Below are 18,724 nucleotides of genomic sequence, written 5' to 3' on the forward strand. Positions count from 1 at the left end.
CACCTCTTGTCGGCCCCCATGAACCTGCGTCGAACCCTGTTGATCCATTCAGAAATACCTCCGGGATTGCACTGCCATGAACGCCTTCAGAAACCAGCTGACGCAGGCTCAGGAACGAAGACTTTGTGCGCTGGATTCCTGGCATCGAGCACTCGAAAACATCGCATTGCGAATGGACTCCCCTGAGGCCTGGCACGAGGAATTGCTACGACAATCGGACGAGATGGACCGTCAGCGCATGGTCAGTTGGCAAGAGTGGCGAGATTTGCGAATTGCGGCCGATCAGGCCTTTCTGCGCGCAGTAGCGGGGGAGGATTATCACTCAGGGCACATCGATGAACAGACATCTGAAATTCGGGATTGAAGAGGAATACTTCATCACTGATCTGGACACTCGACGTATGGCCGAGCGGCCGCCCAGCGCGGCGATTGACGCGTGCAAGGCGGCGATCGGCGAATGTTTCGCGTATGAGATGTTCCAAGGCCAAATCGAAGTGGCTTCTCCCGTTTTCACCCGTATTGCCGAGGCCGAACAGTACTTTGTCAGCACTCGCAAATCGTTGCGCTGCACGCTCCAGTCTTATGGTCTTGGACTGCTGTGTGTCGGGAGCCACCCGTTGGCAGACTGGCGTGTGCAAGAGCCCACCCGGCAGGATCACTTTACTCAGATGTTTGAAGACTATCAGCGCGTGGCCAGGCGTAGCGTGCTCTCCGGCCTGCATGTGCATGTTGAGGTGCCGGAACACCTGGACCGTATTCGAGTCATGAACCACGTGTTGCCGTGGATGCCGTTGTTGCTGGTGCTGAGTAGCTCTTCACCTTTTTGGGACGGCGCCGATAGCGGCTTTATGAGCTACCGGCAGACCGCGTGTGATGAGTGGCCGAGGATGGGCATTCCGGAGTACTTCGAGGATGAAGCGGCCTATGAGGCCTACGTCGCCTTGCTGATTGGTACAGGTACCATCAGGCAGGCCAGCGAATGCTGGTGGGGATTACGACCCGCTTGCCGGTATCCGACCCTGGAATTGCGCATGACGGATGCGTGTCCCCGCCTGGAAGATGCCTTGTGTATTGCCTCATTGTTTCGATTGCTGGTTGCCGACGCCATTGATCAAACCCGGCCAGGACGGTTCTGGTCGCCCACGTCTCACTGGATTCTCAAAGAAAATCGTTGGCGGGCGAAACGTTCTGGAATCCATGCATCCTTCATTGTTGAAGGGTACGACCGACCCTTCTCGGCTGAGCAGTGGCTGTTCCTGGCGGAGCAGATCCTGGGCGAGGCGGCGCGGGATTTATGTGTGGAAAACGTCTTTTCCCAAGCTCGCCGGATTCTGCGCAGCGGTACCAGTGCAGACCGCCAGCGCAGCGTTTTCGAGCGAGCGCTGACCGGCACCGAGGATGTTCATAGCGCTCTGTCGCAAGTAGTGGATCAGTTGCTGGTGGAAACATCGCAAGCGCCATGCAATAAGACTCGTAGCAGCTGGCGCAGCCTGCGTCCGGCTGCGCAGCAGTCGTAAAACCTGAGCTTGCGGTCTTGCTGAATCACCGCATCGTCTGATTTCACGACTGCTGCGCAGCCGGACGCAGGCTTCGCCAGCTGCTACAAAAATTGCGTGATTGCCTTAATTGAATGGTGCCAGGCGCAGCGGCTGTTCTACTTCTAGTCTTCATCTACCGTGACTTCTTTCCAGCTGTCATCCGGATCAAAGAGTTTCATCGACTGCGCGACCTTTTCACCCTCAGGCCCCAGATCTTTCTCAAACACCTGTCCGTCATGACTGATCATGAAACTCATCACCCCGGTATCAGCGTATTTCGCCGGCCAGGCGATCAGTGCAAAACCCCGGCTCATCTTGTCGCCAATGAGATAGCTGTAGGCGCCACCCGGTGCCGAAGGACCTTGGCCAGTCAGGATGCGGAAGTAGTAACCATGCCAGGGTTCTCCGGCAATGGCGTTGCCGAACGTGGGACCCAACGGGCTGATCTGACCGCTATCGTCGTCTGCCCAATACAGCCCATCGTGCTTGCCGGGGGCGCTGTAGATATTCTGCGCATACTCAAGTGCGCCGTCACCGTCACGATCCACTGACGCATAATCCATCTGGGCGTCGTGATAGGCCTGCACCGATTGCAACGCGGCGAATTCATTGCGGCCAATTCGACGCGCACGGATTTCCGCACTGCCGGCCTTGATGTCGAAGTGCCAACCTTTCGGGCCTTTTACGATAGGGATAGGCATTGGCCATTTGTTGGTCCCGACCGAGAGGATCATCTCGTTGTCGCTGGTTTTTTCAAGGTGGTGTTGTTCGTGGTACAGCTTCAAAAATGCATCGACATCTTTGCGCTCCGCGCCTTGGCGAGGGATATAACTGCGCCATTCCGTACCCAGTAACTCGGTCAGGCGTTCATTATTGGCCTGTTTCGTACCCAGTGCTTCGACGAACGCTTCAGTGGCCTTTTCGGGCGTTGGGAATTCCTGATATGCCATGACCATGCAGGACCACACAACGCCTGCCGTGATCGCCAGGGACTGACGAAGCAAGCCCATGAGTGCCTTTACTCGAGGATTGTTATTCAACGACGGCCACCCCTTTGACTTTGACGCGCTGGTGGATTGGACGGCCGACTGACTTGCTTGCCGGCTGATCGCGAGGCATTGGGGCGCTGGGCGGATGCCTGGCTGGCCCGGCCACGATTGGCTTGTGCGTTGACTTGGGACGGTGAGCGCGCGCCGGCGAATGCATTGTTGCGGGCACTGCCCTTACTGGCGGCCTTGGTGGTTGGCCGACTTTTCGTCGTCTGGCGCGCCTGTGTATTACCTTGGCGCTGTCTGGCATCGGCGGTCTGTTTCCTGGGTTGCTGACTGGCTCTGTCAGTGCCCTGGCCTCTGTTGGAAGCCTGCTGTCTGTCTGTTGCACTCTGTCTTTCAGCCGCCCTCTGTCTGTTGGCTGCATTTTGTCTGGCAGCGTCCCTGTCTGTACCACCTTGCGCCCGATTGCTGTCCACGCCTCTGGCTTGGGCGTCGCGCGCTTGATCACGGGCTTCGCGGTTAGTGGTGGGAGGTCGTTCGATTCCGGCCCTGTCCATCGAACTGCGGGCATTTTCTCGCTGCTGGGCCCGTTGCGGCGTGTCACCTCGATAGGCCTCACGCTGAGTGGCGCCGTTGAGTTGCCGACCGTACTGTTCGCGGCTCCTGTTGTCTCGATAAGGAACACCGTTGCGATGCGCGGAGTTATGTTGGAACTTGTTCTGATTAACGTTGATTCGGTTGTTGCCATTGATGTTGTTGTAGCGTTCGACATCGATGTCGACGTCGCTATTACCCCAGTCGCAATCACCCCACAACGAACCGACGATAGCCACACCGGCGCCAAACGCCAGCCCGGTCAACAAGGCCTGGCCGGGGTAATAGGCGGGTGGTGGTGGGTAGTACGCCGGAGGTGATGCAGGATAAGGCCAGGTGCCATAGGTGGTTGTCGGGTTATAAGTGGGGACGTAGACAACCTGAGGATCGGCGGGCTGAATGATGATGGTGCTGGCAGGGGCCGGAGCCACCTCTGTGGACGTGCCTGCCGGTGCTGGATAATTCTGAACCGTCACGTTCTGATACTGGTTGCTCTCCAGGTTGCCGGCTGCCTGCGCCTGATGACGCAAACGTTGCACCGCGGCCATGAGATCGTCGGGCTGCGCCAGGAAGGCATCACCCAGGCGTTGTACCGCCACAGGATCCTGTCCCAGCGTGGCCAACACCTGCGGGAAGGCGACGAGCGCCTGTACACTCGGATCCCAGGGTTTGTTCTGCACTTGTTTGACTGCATCATCGCCCTTGGCGTTCGGGTTGGCTTTAGACCAGGCGACGGCCTCGGTAAATTCCCCGGGGTACGTGCTGGCCATCAGAATCTGTGCCAGCAGTGGGTCCGGGTACAGCGCAATGGGCGCCAGCATTTGATCCAGCTGTTCCTGGGTAAACACGGCATCTTTGAGAGGCGCCGAATTGGCGGGCGCTGGCACGGCAGTGGTCGTGCTTGAGGCCGCCATCGCCGCCTGCGATACGCAGAAAGATCCGCTCAAAATAAGGACAGCTGACAACGTGCAAAGTGAGGGAATGCGCATTGCATCTCCAGGTGGTCAGGCAGGTTTGGAGTGAGTGAATCAATGCCAGGGAGGTGAGGTCCGACGTTGCCAACACCAGACCTCAGCTTCGATGCCGCTTCCTAAGCGTAGCAAACAAAAAATTTCTGCCATTTATTTACGTTCATTCAATTCGCACTGATCGCTCAAACCACAGCCGCCCTCGTCACAGGGCACTGGCATCGTTCTCGTGCTCGTCCGCAAACGCCATGAGCACGTCCAGATCGAGAACATCCAGTTTGATCCGGGCGATAAAGGCAGAGAAGGCGAGGTTGGCGGCGAGCAGGCGCAGATCACTGGCCCAGGCCGGAACATAGACCGGACCCTGAAGCCAGTCCGACTCGAACAGGGGCGCCAGGCGTACGGTGTCACCCAGGCTGAGGCGCCCGGCAAACAAATGGCCGACCAGCTCCGGCCGGTTGTCGCGGATCGCTATGCGCAGCAAGGTATGCACGCCGATCAAGCCCGTCAGGTAAGCGGCATCCTTGGTAAACGCCGACCCGCCGTGCAGGTCGGCGCCGCGGAACACTCGTTGGGTGGAACGAAATGACTCCTCTTGCGATTGACCGGCCGCCAGAAAACCTTCGAATACCTGGATGAAATCGGCACCCTCCAGCGCTTGCTGGACCGCGAGCACGCGCAAGGCGAGGCGACGCAAGCGGTTGATGTCCATGCTGCCGGTGAACAGCTCGGCCAAAGTGGCAATACCCTCCTGAGTCTGTGTCGTGCGAGGCGCTCCTAGACCCAGGCTTTTGAGGTTGGGTTGGCGTGCACCGTTTTGTGCCGTGGCGACATGCACGAACGCCTCGTGCTGCAAGAGCTGATTCTTGTCCAGTTCAGAAAACAGCGCGCTGGCGCGCAGGCGGATACGGTTCGACCCGGCGATGGCCTTGGCGGCCAGGGTCGGATCGAGCACGACCGTGACCTGGCCCTCGCCGAAAAACCGGTCCAGTTCCGGCTGCATCCATGCGGCCAAAGCCTTGGCCGGAATCTCGGCCGGGCTCGGTGGAATCCTGGCGCTACCCAGAAGCGCGTCGGTGGTGTTGAGGAAGAACCGGGCGGCGTCCAGCATGCTCAAGTTGAGGCGCGGGTAATGGAAATCCGGACGCCGATACAGCGCTGATGAATAGTCAGTAAAGGCGGGCGTGCCAATGGCCCCCAGCAGGCGACCGGCCGTGGCATAGCTTCGCGCGGTCATGGCGAGGTGGTTCCCGGCGGGATGCGCCTCATCACAATGCTCGACAAAGGTTTCCAGCGCGGCGATATCGGCGCTGTGGTCACGCGGTCGCAGTTCGACGTTCGGCAACTGTGCACGGCCGCTGCGCCAATTCGCCAGGAAAGCTTCTTCGACGCCATCGGGCCACGCCAGCGCATCCAGCACGCGGATCTTGCGGGCCAGACCGGGCAGGGCGGCATCGAGTTCAGACAGGGGCAGGGCGATCATCGGAATCTTCCAGGGAGTCGAGACTTACCGGTAAAAGCTTAGTCGTTGCGATGCAGTGCGTTTTGGCTTTATAGGCACAGGTGCTGCGTCTGGAGACTCACGCACGCTGGCAGCGACAATTTTTTTTGTCACTACAATGAAGTGAAATCGAAAAAAACACCGCTTAAAGCATTGTGCTCTGGCCAATGAAACCTGAACCACACGGATATTTTTCAGCGAGGTAGGACGCATGCCAAACACCGAAGGACAGAAGCGAGCACGAATACTCGACCCCGTCGACCGTGTTACAGAGGTGATCTTCGGCCTGCTCATGGCGATGACATTCACCGGAACGATCAGCGTGGCGACATCGGGTCAGGAGGATGAACGCACCATGATGTTTGCCGCACTCGGTTGCAACCTGGCCTGGGGGCTCGCGGACGCGGTGATGTATCTGTTGCGTGCCTTGATCGATCGCACGCGCAAAAGCACGTTATACGCAAAGCTCAGCGGGGCGGACGCGACCACCGGCCAGACGCTTGTGGCGGGTGCCCTGCCATCGCACCTGGCGGCAGCGGCCAAGCCTGAGACCCTGGAATTGTTACGCAGCCGCCTGGCCGAGATCCCCGCCACGTCCGTGCAGTCGCGGCTTGGTTGGGATGATTTCAAGGGGGCATTGGGTGTTTTTCTGTTGGTGGTGGCATCGACCTTTCCGCTCGTGGTGCCTTTCCTGTTACTCGACGAGACGGCTCTCGCTGTTCGTCTATCCAATTTGGTCGGGATCGTGGTGCTGTTCATCTCGGGTTGGATACTGGGGCGATACGCCGGCGCAAAGCCGTGGCAAGGGGGGATTGCGATGGCGGTCACTGGCGCGGTGCTGATCGTAGCGATCGTCGCGCTCGGCGGATGAAGAACAGAGGAGGGCACGGCAATTCTGCCGCTGCCTCTAAGCCATTACGCGCTGTACACCAAGGGGTTACAGGTCTATGAGCGATTCTAATTCTGTACCTTCCGCCCCGGAACCGGGTCGTATTGCACATCGGGTAGCAGGCGCCGATCAGAAGAGCTGGCGCCGCTGGCTGCCGGGGCTGAATACGCTGCTCACCTATCAAATAGGCTGGTTGCGAAATGACATCGTCGCCGGACTCGTCCTGACCACAATGCTGGTGCCAGTGGGCATTGCCTACGCGGTGGCCTCGGGCGTACCCGGCATTTATGGTCTGTACGCGACGATCATTCCGCTGCTGGCTTATGCGTTATTCGGGCCGAGCCGGATTTTGGTGCTGGGGCCGGACTCTTCGCTGGCGGCCGTCATCCTTGCGGTGATCCTGCCGCTGTCGGGTGGCGATCCATATCGTGCCGTCGCCCTGGCGGGAATGATGGCGATTGTGTCGGGGGTGGTCTGTATCCTGGCCGGCATTGCGCGCTTGGGCTTCATCACGGAACTGCTCTCCAAACCGATTCGCTACGGGTATATGAACGGTATTGCGCTGACCGTATTGATCAGCCAATTGCCCAAGTTTTTCGGCTTCAAGATCGAGTCCGACGGGCCGCTGAGAAACATGTGGGCGATCATTACCTCGGTGCTGGACGGAAAAACCAACTGGGTCACGTTCGCGGTCGGTGCTGCCACGTTGGTGGTGATCATGTTGCTCAAGGGGCACAAACGCATTCCGGGTATTTTGATTGCCGTGGCGGGCGCAACCATCGCCGTCGGTGTGCTGGACCTTGCCACGAAATACGGAATATCGGTCCTCGGCGAGCTTCCACAAGGCATGCCTGCGTTCGCCATTCCCTGGATCACTCAAGCTGATATTGTCCCGGTCCTGATCGGCGGATTCGCCGTCGCGCTGGTTTCGTTCGCCGACACCAGCGTGCTCTCGCGTGTCTATGCGGCACGTTCGCGTACTTACGTTGATCCGAACCAGGAAATGGTGGGGCTCGGCGTCGCCAATCTGGCGGCCGGGTTTTTCCAGGGTTTTCCAATCAGCAGCAGTTCGTCACGCACACCGGTGGCTGAGGCCGCAGGCGCCAAAACCCAATTGTCCGGTGTCGTCGGAGCGCTGGCGGTTGCCTTGCTGTTGCTGGTGGCGCCGAACCTGTTGCAGGACCTGCCCAACAGCGCGCTGGCGGCGGTCGTGATCGCATCAGCCATCGGCTTGATCGAGGTCACGGACCTGCGACGCATCTATCGCATTCAGCAGTGGGAGTTCTGGCTGTCCATCGCCTGCACTGTCGGTGTTGCCGTGTTTGGTGCAATCGAGGGGATTGCCCTGGCCATCGTGCTTGCGGTGATTGAATTCCTGTGGGATGGCTGGCGGCCGTACTCCACGGTGTTGGGACGTGTCGATGACCTTCAGGGCTACCATGACATCAAGCGTTTTCCTGACGCACGAATTCTTCCCGGCCTGGTCCTTTTCCGCTGGGATGCGCCTTTGTTTTTCGCCAACGCCGAGTTGTTCAATGAACGGGTGCTGGACGCAGTGGCTTCGTCGCCTACGCCGGTACGCTGGGTGGTCGTTGCGGCAGAACCGATGACCAGTGTGGACGTGACCTCTGCCGACATGTTGGCCGAACTGGACGAAACCTTGCGCGCGGCGGGCATCGAATTGTGCCTCGCTGAGATGAAAGACCCGGTCAAGGACAAACTGAAGCGATTCGGGCTTTTCACGCAGTTTGGCGAGAACTCGTTTTTTCCGACATTAGGTACAGCGGTCAACAGTTACCTAGCGACCTATCCTGTGGAGGGGGCCAAACGGCAGGATGAGAATCAGTGAGGCGGTGGGTTGCCGGCGTTTTGGGGCTATCAACAACCGAAGCGCCTTGCAGGAACGCCTGGGTGGTCCTATCGTCAGATTTCAGGCGCCACAAAGGTTTTTGTGGCGTATGAGTGAACACTATAAGTGCAATGTCCCCTGAACATCCTTGGTGAGCGAACTGATGGACGAGCGAGCCGACTCAGCGTTTTTTGTATTGGAGGAACATCATGATTCGCAAACACTTCTTGATGGCCCTGGCGACACTGGTTGTCGCTGCGGGTGTGCAGTGGGTCTCGGTACCGGCGTACGCGACCGAGCAGGGATCACAACGGCGTGAAGCACGGGATACGAGGCAAACAGGGCGCTCCGACGCACGGCAAACCAAATACGATTGCAGAAAGGACAATGACAAGAGCAATGCAAACTGTCGCCAGGACAAGCGCAGCAGCAAGCAGGACACGCGCAGCACCGCTCGGGACATCAAATATTAATCGTTGAGGTCAATCCCGCTGTCGTCCGCCAAAGGGGCAGTGTTTACAGTTAACAGTCAAGGCAATACGACTGCATCAAGCACATCGAGCGGACACCTTTGTTTGTCCGCTCGATGTGCTTGGGCGCCTGCTTAGCCGTAATAAGCGGCGATCACAATGAGCGCGAGAAAACAGACCAGCTGAACGCAAAAGAAGGTAAACCGAATCGCCACGAACGTATCGGTCTGCACATGGGATACGTGAACCAAGGACTGGCACACGCGAGCGATCAGGACGAATGTGCACAGGTAGTCCACGGCAGGGCCGTCGACACCCAGGGCCGATATCACGAACACGATGACGCCAAAGACCGGCAGATTTTCCACACAGTTGGCGTGTGCTCGTGTCCCGCGCCGATACCAATCCTCGCCTTCGAGCTGATCGCTGCGGAACGAGCCAATGGGAACCTTCGAGAACAGGATCGCGACCCAGCGGTACACGCCGACAGTTGCCATCAACAGCAGCAAAGTCCAGGTCGCAAACCCCAGCAGCATCCACATCGGTAGGGTCATGGCCGCCATCCTCAATTAAAAGCACGTCATTGCACAGTCGCGCGACCGACGAGCAGTCGGTCGCGCATTGTCGATCAGTGGCCCGTGATGGGGGTCAGTGCGGTTTGAATCCTCGACATCTGTGCTGGCGTTGTCATGCCCGTCAGCAGCCGACCAAAGTGTGGATGCTGCACGCCCGAGATAATGTATTGCCAGCGGTAGGCATTCAGCACGCAGGCTTTGATTTGCGCTGTCTCATCGACACTGAACGGTCGTGAAACATTGCGAATAAAGTAATCGGCATCGGAAGCCGATTGCGCCTGAAGAATGCCGTCGACGGCCGCCACCAGCGCAATCAGATCGTTCACGGCCTGGTCGCGTTCGGCTGGCGAGAGTTTCTCGTGCTCCGACTTCCACTCCAGCTCATCCAGTACGACGTGCCGGCTTTCATCCTTCCAGTGAAATTTGAAGACATCCTTGAACAGTGGGCACAACTCCTCGCGCGGTGCGATGCTCTGTGCGTAGTGCGCCTGTACAAACAGCTCGATATGACAGGTCAGCGCCAGCACCGACCAGGTGCTGGCCGCCAGTACCGCACGCGCCACGTCGTTGGGATCGGCCACTTGACGATACCCCGCAGGCAAGTGCGAACCCATCATTGTCTCCATGCGCCGGAACAACTCCTGGTGCTTGATCTCGTCGTTGGAAAAACGCACCAGCGCTTCAAGTGCCAGCTGATTGTCAAAGACATGGGCTCGACCTTGATCGAGCATTTTGGCACTGATGAAACGCTCGACCAGCCCAAAGAGATACGCATAGGTCCGGCCCTGAATCTGACTGAGCAGACGTGCCTCGGCCCCGTCGAGAAAGGTCAGGCGGTCGATCTGCGAGAGCCCATCGGGCAAGAATTTGCGCGAGAAGTCGAAACTGCGCTCCTGCATCAAATCGCGATCGATCTGCCATTCGGCTTTTTTCGCTGATCTGACAATTCGAGCGTAACGGTCGGCGTTGTCTGACTCCGAGCTGAGTAGGGTAGCGACGCTGTTCATATAGATCTCCTGGTGCCCTCGTCGGTTGAAATGGTTGACGTCGGAGCCAATGACCACAGGTGAAGCATCGGGGGGATAGTCTCGATCGCCGGGTCCGCGTTGGTGCTAATCTAGGTCGCGCCGTTCAGGCGGTGAATGACCAGTACGCCGGATTACCTGCTCAGGCGTCCGGAAAAGAGGGCGGGCAAGTGTTGGATGCGCTTTCGGATGTCTTGCGTGTGATTCGGCTGTCTGGAGGGGTCTTCCTCGAGGCGCAATTCACTGCGCCCTGGTGCATCAACGGAAGAATCTCGACGGATGATTGCAAGCCGTTCCTGGTGGCACCTCGACACATCATTGCTTCGCATTTTGTCGCCACCGGGCACATGCAATTACGCATCGACGGGGAGGCCATCGTCGACGTGGGCGCAGGCGAACTGGTTCTGCTTCCTCGCAATGACCCTCATACGTTTGGCAGCGACCTGAGCATTGCGCCCCTGTCGGCGAGCGAGGTTGTCAAGCCGCCAGGTGTCGGCGGCATTTCACGAATCAAGTACGGCGGCGGTGGCGAGGCCACGCAGCTATTGTGCGGATTCCTCGGCTCTGAAACCCCCTTCAATCCGTTGCTTTCGGCGCTGCCATCGGTATTGAAGCTGGACATTCGCGCGACGGCTTCGGGCGCCTGGATTGAAAGCTCGTTCCGTTTCGCGGTCAGTGAAATCGCGGCGGGACGCGTCGGCTCGGCAACCATCATTGCCAAGCTATCCGAACTGCTGTTCGTCGAAGCCGTCAGCCAGTATGTCGCCAGCCTCCCGGTTGAGCGGCGCGGGTGGCTGGCGGGACTGCGCGATCCGCATATCGGGCGCGCGCTGGCGCTACTCCATGCTCGTCCAACCGAGGGCTGGACGACAGAAGCACTGGCGCAAGAAGTGGGCATGTCGCGCTCGGTATTCGCGGAGCGATTCACGGCATTGGTCGGACAGCCACCGATGCAATACCTCACGCTCTGGCGTATGCATGTGGCGGCTCAACAGCTGCGCGAAAGTCGCGGCAGTGTGGCGCAAATCGGCTTTGCCGTTGGCTACGAATCCGAAGCCGCGTTCAGTCGCGCATTCAAACGTCAATTCGGCACGTCACCTGGCACTTGGCGCAAAGAATCAGCCTGAGCGCGCCGGTCGACGCCGCCGGGCCGCTGACTTTGACTGCTGAACTACTGGCCGTTTGGGTGGCTGAGCCTGGAAAAAAGGGGGGAGTGAGTTGCAGTCCTCAGAAATTATTGAGCGGTTAAACGTCCAGGCGTGACAGTCGGTGTGTAGAATGGTTCAATTTTTAATGGAGTAAATTTTGCAATGGAGTTTGTATGAGTCACGCAGAGTCGCTACCACCCCCCCGTCCCATCCCGGTTTCGTTCAACACCCACGAAATTGACTTGAGTGAGTTATTCAGCACCCTGTGGCGTCAAAAGTATCTCATCGCAGGCATAACCTTGGCAGCCGCAGCGATGGCAGCGGTCTACGCTTATACAGCGACACCTCAGTACCAGACGAAGACATTGCTTCGTCCTCCGTCTATCAAAGATCTTGACGCACTCAATCAGACTGGGGTTTACACACTCAATCCCGAGGAATCACTCAAACGCGTCGGTGCTGCTCTTAACTCCTATGAAGTACGTAAATCCTACTTCGATAAACACCAGGAACAATTCTCCGGTATTGACTCAGGTGACTTGACGCAGGCCTTCGAACGCTTCAACAGCGAAGCGTTCAAGGTTATTCAGCCAAATACCAAGGGTGGCGACAACCTTACACCCTACGTCGGACTGGAAATCACTTATCCGGGAACCGTCGAAGGACATCTCATTCTTAATGGGATCGTGCAAGAAGCCATCAATAGCGAGCGCAATCAGATCCAGGGCGACTTGAACAGTGTGATTGACAACAGTCTCGACACCCTGGAACGCAAGATGGGTGTTGCCCGTGCCAGTTATGAGGCCGACAAGGACTCAACGATTGCTAAAATCAGCGAAAATGACGCTCTCAAGCGCGCACAGTTGCAGGATGAGCTGCGTGCATTACGTACAGAACTGCGCGACCGCCGGGAAAGTCGTATCACCCAGCTGAACGAGTCAATGCAAATAGCACGTGAGCTGGGTATCGTGAAACCGACTACCCCCACGGCGATGGGGCAAGGTGACGGTGTAGGTCAGGGCAATGTTTTCCGTACGGAAGTTTTCAACGAACAGTTCCCGCTGCACTTCATGGGCACTGAAGCTCTAGGGGCCGAGCGAAATGCCCTGCTGGCACGAAAGTCTGATGACCATGCCAGCCCTCGGATCTCCGAGATCAAAAAAGAGCTTCAGCTTCTGGATCAAAATCGACAGATCGAACAACTTAAATCGCGTAAAAACGACGATCTATTCCTCACCACGCTGGTTGATATGAGGGCAGAAAAATCACGGTTGGAACATATCAACCGCGACCTGAGTGAACTGGCTTTGGTCAAAGTTGACCAACAGGCTATCAAGCCAAACAAACCGATCAAGCCTAATAAGTTGCTGATTCTGACTCTCGGGATATTCGTGGGCGTTATGCTCGGCATAATCGTCGCACTGTTACGCGGTATGGTACTTAGCCGCTCTGCCAGCCCCTACGAGGTGAGCACCGAAAAAGTATTTATAGGGCAATCCACCCTACAATAGGCATCAAGGAGTCATGTCGCATAACTGCGAAGTTATGCGACGGCTCTCTCGGGCGGTCAACTGTGGATGAACGTCCAGAGATCGGTATTCAATTTGTCGATTGCGGCTTTGAAGTCCTTGATGGTGATTGCCTGCTTGTCGTTCTCCAGCTGGGTGCCAAATATCTTGCGCACCACTTTGACGACGGTCTGATTGGTTCTGGCGTCGATGAACTCGGCTTCGATGAACAGATTAGTGTCTTGATCCCGGTGACCGGTGGCGGCCTGGGTCGCTCCGACAACGGCGGCGATCGGCATGATTTCATACCACTTCATGCCTTCGTTCGAAGCGCTGACGCCAGTGATTGCCGCCCGCAGGATCAAGGGGTGTGACCCGGCCGGTGCAGCGGCCGCGCTGGATGCCCTCCGGTATTTTTGGCCCAGAATGCTTTTGGCTTTCCTGGACATGTAGTTCTGCAACTCGGCCAGAGTCTGCTGATTGACCTGCTCATTGGGTTTCGGCGCGGGGTAAAACTCCAGCGTTCTGAACGCTATGGTGTCATACGCATTCGGGTTCCACGACGGGCTCACCCAGCGCATTGCCTTCTCACCCGTGGCGGTGGTCACTTCTTCCAGGTTGTTGTAGTTGGACAAGAAACCGGAGTACTGCTCGGGCTCAGTGACTTGGGAGGTGCAACCGCCGAGTAGCAGGCTGGCCAGCGCGATCCCTGCAAATAGTTTATGGGCCAAGGTCATAGTGGGTTCACTCCACGATTTAGTCGTGCGTTACGTGCCATCGGAATGCCTGGCCCGACCGGATGTGTAAATTGCGCTGCTGTGTGAGCTACATGGATCAGCTCTCAGGGGAAATGATCGAGTCGTCACTGGATTCAGCCGCCAGTTTCAATCGGTCAGCCTTACTGATGTATTTAGACTTGTTTGCCGGTGCCAATTTGGCACTGGCCTTTTTGGCGTGAGCCTTTAACAACTGCGTTATTTTTTTACGACGATTCATGTTTTTTGCTCAGCTTGTACATTCTTGAGTGCTATTGGCTTGAAATATTAAACCAGATACCCGTAGCGCGCTCTTGTGCATTGTCGATCTGGCATCCGTTGTTTCGAGGGCGCTGATGCAAGCATTGGGAAGGGAGCCAATGGTGTTCAGATCCTGCAGATCTGCCGCTTCATCCCCAGTCTGAAAGAAGCCACTCGGGCGTAGGGTGCGGGGCGCTGAATGCAGCGATGTTCAGCGCCATTTTTGAATCAATCCAAAGCCGCCGTTCGCACTGTGCGAGAAAGGCGGCTCCACTGACGATCAGGATGGCTGGTTAGCGGACACCCAATCGGCGGCGCGTTCGGCGATCATGATGGAAGCGGCGTTGGTGTTGCCGCCAATCAGCGTCGGCATGATCGAGGCGTCCACCACGCGTAACCCCTCTATCCCATGCACACGTAATTGACTGTCCACCACGGCATGCTCGTCACTCCCCATTTTGCAGGTGCCGACCGGGTGATAAATGGTGTCGGTGCGCTGGCGTAACAGTTCGATCAGCTGTTCGTCACCGTATAACCCTTCGCTGTACATATCCTTCAGACCGTAACGTGCCATCGGCGCTTGCTGGATAATTTCCCGGGTCATTCGGTATCCGGTGAGCAGGGTCTCCACATCATCGTCGTGCCCCAGAATGTTGGGATCGATTCGCGGTGGGGCGCTCGGGTCTTTCGATTGCAGGCCGACGCTACCGACGCTCTTGGGTCGCAACACGCAGACGTGGCAACTGAAACCATGGCCCCAATGCAGCTTGCGGTTGTGGTCGTCCACCATCGCGATCACCGAATGCAACTGGATATCCGGGCGAGCAAGGCTGGCGTCGGTTTTCAGGAACGCCCCCCCTTCGGCGAAGTTGCTGACAAAAGGGCCCCGTCGATGCCGGACATAGTCGATCAACGCCTTGCCCATCTTCGGGCTGCCGCGCAGCGAGACGCCCATCAAGGAGGTGTCGTGGCTTTTGTAGCTGAGCACGACATCCGGATGGTCCCGCAGGTTCTGTCCGACACCGGGCAGTTCGTGCTGCACCGGTATGCCCTGTGGCTTGAGTTCCGCCTGCGGGCCAATCCCCGAGAGCATCAACAAGTGCGGGCTGCCAAAGCATCCGGCGCTGAGCAGTACTTCCTGGCGGGCCTTGATGGTCTGTCGGTTGCCCTTGATACGCAACTCCACGCCGACAGCTTTCTTGCCTTCCAATACGATTCGCTCGGCGGCGACCGAGGTCATCACGGTGAGGTTTTTGCGGGTATTTCGAATCGGTTTGAGGAACGCGGTGGCGGTGCTCCAGCGCCGACCGTCGCGGATAGTCACGTCATATTGACCGATGCCTTCCTGATCGATGCCGTTGAAGTCGGCGTTATGGCGGTGCCCAATGATCTGCCCCGCCTCGATAAAGGCTTGGGTGGCCGGATGTATCGGGTTCTTGCCGACATAGAGTTCGCCCTCCGCGCCGTGATAGCCGCAGGTTCCACGGTGATTCATTTCACTTTTGCGAAAGTACGGCAGTACGTCGGCGAACGACCATCCTGGATTACCCAGGGCCTGCCAGTCGTCAAAGTCACTGTGATGACCGCGGATATACACCATGCCGTTGATTGAACTGCTGCCACCCAACACCTTACCGCGTGGCTGATAGCCGCGACGTCCATTCAGGCCAGGTTGCGGTACTGTCTGGAACGCCCAATTGACATGTCGGCTCGGCAGGATCGCAGCTACGCCCACGGGGGCATGGATCAGTGGCGAGCGGTCTTCCGGACCGGCCTCCAGCAAACAGACCGTGACATTGGGATTTGAACTCAGGCGATTAGCCAGGACGCAGCCGGCTGAGCCGGCGCCGATGATTACGTAGTCGAATTCCATCACAGCATGATCCCGATGAGCCAACAGGGAGCTGCTTCGCAAGGAAGCAACCGTGGATACCTGGGATGGATTGTTGGCTGAAACCTGCAAAAAATTATTGACCGCTCATGACATTTATTTGATCTTTGATGACATGACTTCTTTGATCAGAACAACATCATTTACCGGGTTTCGCGAAGTGGCGAGCCAGCTGGGCGGGAAAGCGGACCTGATGCTTGAACGCTTCCGCATCAATCCGGATCTGCTGATGGACGAGGACGCGCGCGTGCCGCTGCGTTCGTTGGTAGGGCTGCTGGAGTTTGCCGCACAAGAGCTGGAGTGCCCGGATTTTGGTCTGCGCATGGCCGAGTATCAGGACCTGCATGTACTCGGACCGATTGCGGTGATCGCTCGAACGTGCGCAACGGCGGGAGAGGCGCTGGCGCAAGTCATCCGTTTTATCGGTTACCACAGCCCCGGCATCCAGCTTGATCTCGACCTGAGTGAAGCCCGTGCTCCGCGTTTAGTGATCGATATCCGGCTCACCGGACCGAGCCCGCGACGGCAAATGGTGGAGCTGGCGATGGGGGTGGCGCATAACGGTATGAAGTTGCTGTATGGCGACAACTTCGTTGCCCAGTCGGTACAGTTTTCCAGTCATCTTTCAAGTGCGCAGGCTTACCGGCGCTATTTCAAAACGACGGTTTACACAGGGCAATCCTGCAACGCGCTGGTTTTTCGCGACGAACAATTGAGTCAGCCCCTTGAGCAACATGCCCCCTATTTGCAACACGCACTGGAGCAGTATTTCAACCAGTTCGACTTGCAAGCGACATCGAGTGTCGTCAACCAGGTCGAGCGCCTGGTCTTGCGCATGATGCCGATCCAGCGTTGCCGGTTGCCATTGATTGCCGAGCAGCTCGGTATGCACGTGCGCATGTTGCAACGACGGTTGGCCGAGGAGGGGCGAAGTTTCGATGAAGTGGTTGAAGCCCTTCGCCGCGAACGTGCCGACCACTATCTGGCGGAAAGACACATGCCGATGTCCCAGGTGGCCGGTCTTCTGGGCTATAGCGAGCAGAGCGTGTTCAATCGTGCTTGCCGGCGCTGGTTTTCCATGTCACCGGGAGCCCGGCGCCGTCAGTTGCGTGGAAGCGGCGACCCCTGATGAGGTCGCTTCACTGTCCAGGGCAATTCATTTAGTCGCTTGCGCGACATTGCCGCAGAAAATATTAGCGTTGCCATCCTCGGGTGAGGTTCGCAGGACAATGGAGTAATTGCCCGCAAGCAGGTCTTGCATTTTGATCGGCGCACTTCGGTAAAATGTCCACCCACCGGTCCCGGCATTGGGTTCAGTGTTGACCTTGTCGTTCAGTGCGTAGGCGACGGGGCCGGGTTGCTGGCAGCTACCTTTGTTAATGAACGTGAAGATGCGCGGGGGCATGATGGTCCCGTTTGGAACACCTGTGATGTAGAAGTCAAAGTTGGTTTGATCGCCCACGCTGGTCAACGTGGTCGTGGCATTCTTCCCTGGATTCTGGTGGGTCGCTACCAAAGGAAGGTTCATCGAGTGGTTTGACGAGCTGGTGCAGCCGAAGAGACTTGCGGTGACCAATAGCGCTGCCAGAGGAGTGCGGAGTTTCATTGCCAATCTCCAGTAATGGAAAAAGTGCATGGGGGAGCTATTGGGTATAGCTCATTAATACGGTGTCGCATTCTTGAACATCTACTTTTTATAGCCCTCCCAAAATCCCTGGACCCCCCGGTTTATCAGTCAGACATCGTGAACCCGCAGGCTCACGCGCTTGAGCACCTCCAGGTAGGTGGGTGGTTGCGGTACGATGCCGCGCTGTCGCAAAAGTGCATGCAATTTCGGCAGGCGAAAATACGGTACCGAGGCCATCAGATGATGCTCAATGTGAAAGTTGACCCGTATAGGCGCCACGCAGGCGCGAGCGATCAAGCCGGCGTGTGTGGTCCGGGTATTGCGAAGGACGTCCGGGCTTGATTCCAGACAGGCATGTTCCGCCATGGAGCGAATGCGGATGAACAGCGGGAACGGGGTGATATAGGCCAGCACCCAAACGCCGTATAGCCAGGCATTTCCACTGATCCACAACACGGCAAAGAGCAGGGCGTTGGTGAGGAGCATGCCGCTGGCGTTTTTGAAGAAGGCCCGCGGGTAGTCCCACCAGCGGCGACCTTCCTGTGGCAGGCGCCGGATATTGCTGGTCAGCGACCATTGCAGCACGCCGGCATCCATCAGCAAGCGTCCCGCCAGGAACTTGAGGCCGGTCACGCCTGAAAGATCACGCAGGCACTTGCGCATCAACGAGCGACGAGTCGTAGGCAACCCCGCCACCAGGCAGAGATCGGGATCGTCGACAGTAGAAGTTTTGGCGTGATGGGTCAGATGATAGGGACGGTACTTGCGCAGCTCATTCCAGATCGGCCGGGCGCACAACCAATCCACCAGCACGTCGTTGCACCATTTGCTCTTGAATAAAGTGCCGTGGGCGGCGTCGTGCTGCAAAATCCCGAAGCACAACTGGCGTCCGGCAATGATAACCACGCCCACTATCAGGGCGAGGCCGAATCCCCACCAGGGCAAAAAGTCACGAGCGCAGGCCAGACCGATAAAGGTCAGGGCCAGCACACCCCAGGTAGAACCCACTGCCCACGCGCCCCATAAATCCGAGCGTTCGCTAAAGGACTTGATTTCCTCGCGGCTGAGTATATCGCTGATTTTAGTTTTGTTATGCATGTCTATCCTCGACATCAATGGCCTGTAGCCGGCCT

Annotated in this window: 18 protein-coding genes; 8 read left to right on the forward strand and 10 right to left on the reverse strand. The window is 57.6% G+C overall.

The window, feature by feature from the left end; translation table 11 throughout:
- Window positions 1-76 precede the first annotated feature (76 nt).
- Both J2Y56_RS23115 and J2Y56_RS23120 read left to right on the forward strand, forming a co-directional pair.
- Window positions 77-364 (forward strand): hypothetical protein, encoded by a 288-nt coding sequence (locus tag J2Y56_RS23115; RefSeq protein ID WP_007942607.1) that lies wholly within the window; start codon window positions 77-79, stop codon window positions 362-364.
- Window positions 336-1,517, forward strand: coding sequence for a carboxylate-amine ligase (locus tag J2Y56_RS23120; RefSeq protein ID WP_007942606.1), 1,182 nt, complete (start codon window positions 336-338; stop codon window positions 1,515-1,517). Before J2Y56_RS23115 ends, J2Y56_RS23120 begins: the two co-directional genes overlap by 29 nt.
- Window positions 1,518-1,660: 143 nt before the next feature.
- Here the strand turns inward: J2Y56_RS23120 and J2Y56_RS23125 are convergent, their stop codons facing one another.
- From J2Y56_RS23125 to J2Y56_RS23135, 3 genes are all read right to left on the reverse strand, one after another.
- The gene (locus J2Y56_RS23125) at window positions 1,661-2,548 is read right to left on the reverse strand and encodes a DUF2950 domain-containing protein (RefSeq protein ID WP_007942605.1); all 888 of its coding nucleotides are present in this window, start codon (window positions 2,546-2,548) and stop codon (window positions 1,661-1,663) included.
- A gap of 26 nt (window positions 2,549-2,574) precedes the next feature.
- Entirely contained in the window at window positions 2,575-4,113 is a 1,539-nt protein-coding gene (locus J2Y56_RS23130; RefSeq protein ID WP_007942604.1) for a DUF3300 domain-containing protein, read from the reverse strand.
- 184 nt (window positions 4,114-4,297) lie between these two features.
- The gene (locus J2Y56_RS23135) at window positions 4,298-5,575 is read right to left on the reverse strand and encodes a flavohemoglobin expression-modulating QEGLA motif protein (protein ID WP_310352931.1); all 1,278 of its coding nucleotides are present in this window, start codon (window positions 5,573-5,575) and stop codon (window positions 4,298-4,300) included.
- Window positions 5,576-5,804: 229 nt separating this feature from the next.
- Here J2Y56_RS23135 and J2Y56_RS23140 point away from each other — a divergent pair, with 229 nt between their 5' ends.
- From J2Y56_RS23140 to J2Y56_RS23150, 3 genes are all read left to right on the forward strand, one after another.
- Complete coding sequence (locus J2Y56_RS23140; RefSeq protein ID WP_007942601.1) at window positions 5,805-6,464, forward strand: hypothetical protein; 660 nt, start codon at window positions 5,805-5,807, stop codon at window positions 6,462-6,464.
- Between the two features lie 76 nt (window positions 6,465-6,540).
- A complete protein-coding gene (locus tag J2Y56_RS23145; RefSeq protein ID WP_007942600.1) occupies window positions 6,541-8,331 on the forward strand; it encodes a SulP family inorganic anion transporter in 1,791 nt (596 codons plus the stop codon).
- A 209-nt stretch (window positions 8,332-8,540) separates the two neighbouring features.
- A complete protein-coding gene (locus J2Y56_RS23150; RefSeq protein ID WP_007942599.1) occupies window positions 8,541-8,804 on the forward strand; it encodes a hypothetical protein in 264 nt (87 codons plus the stop codon).
- Between the two features lie 131 nt (window positions 8,805-8,935).
- Here J2Y56_RS23150 and J2Y56_RS23155 read toward each other — a convergent pair whose 3' ends face one another.
- On the reverse strand, window positions 8,936-9,355 hold the full coding sequence (locus J2Y56_RS23155; protein WP_007942597.1) for an MAPEG family protein: 420 nt from the start codon (window positions 9,353-9,355) through the stop codon (window positions 8,936-8,938).
- A gap of 74 nt (window positions 9,356-9,429) precedes the next feature.
- Window positions 9,430-10,383, reverse strand: a complete 954-nt coding sequence (locus J2Y56_RS23160; protein WP_007942596.1) for a diiron oxygenase — start codon at window positions 10,381-10,383, stop codon at window positions 9,430-9,432.
- A gap of 188 nt (window positions 10,384-10,571) precedes the next feature.
- Between J2Y56_RS23160 and J2Y56_RS23165 the strand changes: the two genes are divergently transcribed.
- Together J2Y56_RS23165 and J2Y56_RS23170 are read left to right on the forward strand one after the other, a co-directional pair.
- A complete protein-coding gene (locus tag J2Y56_RS23165; protein ID WP_007942595.1) occupies window positions 10,572-11,528 on the forward strand; it encodes an AraC family transcriptional regulator in 957 nt (318 codons plus the stop codon).
- Window positions 11,529-11,791: 263 nt separating this feature from the next.
- Window positions 11,792-13,060 carry a Wzz/FepE/Etk N-terminal domain-containing protein gene (locus J2Y56_RS23170; protein WP_310352933.1) on the forward strand — a complete coding sequence of 423 codons (1,269 nt, stop codon included), beginning with the start codon at window positions 11,792-11,794 and terminating at the stop codon, window positions 13,058-13,060.
- A 56-nt stretch (window positions 13,061-13,116) separates the two neighbouring features.
- On the opposite strand, the gene J2Y56_RS23175 is transcribed toward J2Y56_RS23170, so the two are convergent.
- The 3 genes from J2Y56_RS23175 to J2Y56_RS23185 form a co-directional block, all read right to left on the reverse strand.
- The gene (locus J2Y56_RS23175; protein WP_007942593.1) at window positions 13,117-13,794 is read right to left on the reverse strand and encodes a DUF3313 domain-containing protein; all 678 of its coding nucleotides are present in this window, start codon (window positions 13,792-13,794) and stop codon (window positions 13,117-13,119) included.
- A 97-nt stretch (window positions 13,795-13,891) separates the two neighbouring features.
- Window positions 13,892-14,053, reverse strand: a complete 162-nt coding sequence (locus J2Y56_RS23180; RefSeq protein WP_007942592.1) for a DUF2986 domain-containing protein — start codon at window positions 14,051-14,053, stop codon at window positions 13,892-13,894.
- A 300-nt stretch (window positions 14,054-14,353) separates the two neighbouring features.
- On the reverse strand, window positions 14,354-15,946 hold the full coding sequence (locus J2Y56_RS23185) for a GMC family oxidoreductase (protein WP_007942591.1): 1,593 nt from the start codon (window positions 15,944-15,946) through the stop codon (window positions 14,354-14,356).
- Window positions 15,947-15,998: 52 nt separating this feature from the next.
- On the opposite strand from J2Y56_RS23185, the gene J2Y56_RS23190 reads away from it, so the two are divergent.
- Window positions 15,999-17,093, forward strand: coding sequence for an AraC family transcriptional regulator (locus J2Y56_RS23190; protein WP_007942590.1), 1,095 nt, complete (start codon window positions 15,999-16,001; stop codon window positions 17,091-17,093).
- A gap of 27 nt (window positions 17,094-17,120) precedes the next feature.
- On the opposite strand, the gene J2Y56_RS23195 is transcribed toward J2Y56_RS23190, so the two are convergent.
- Window positions 17,121-17,570 carry a hypothetical protein gene (locus tag J2Y56_RS23195; protein WP_007942589.1) on the reverse strand — a complete coding sequence of 150 codons (450 nt, stop codon included), beginning with the start codon at window positions 17,568-17,570 and terminating at the stop codon, window positions 17,121-17,123.
- Between the two features lie 129 nt (window positions 17,571-17,699).
- A complete protein-coding gene (locus J2Y56_RS23200) occupies window positions 17,700-18,689 on the reverse strand; it encodes a fatty acid desaturase family protein (protein WP_007942588.1) in 990 nt (329 codons plus the stop codon).
- Window positions 18,690-18,724: the final 35 nt, after the last annotated feature.

It is taken from the genome of Pseudomonas sp. BE134 (genome assembly GCF_031456105.1).
Classification (GTDB): Bacteria; Pseudomonadota; Gammaproteobacteria; order Pseudomonadales; family Pseudomonadaceae; genus Aquipseudomonas.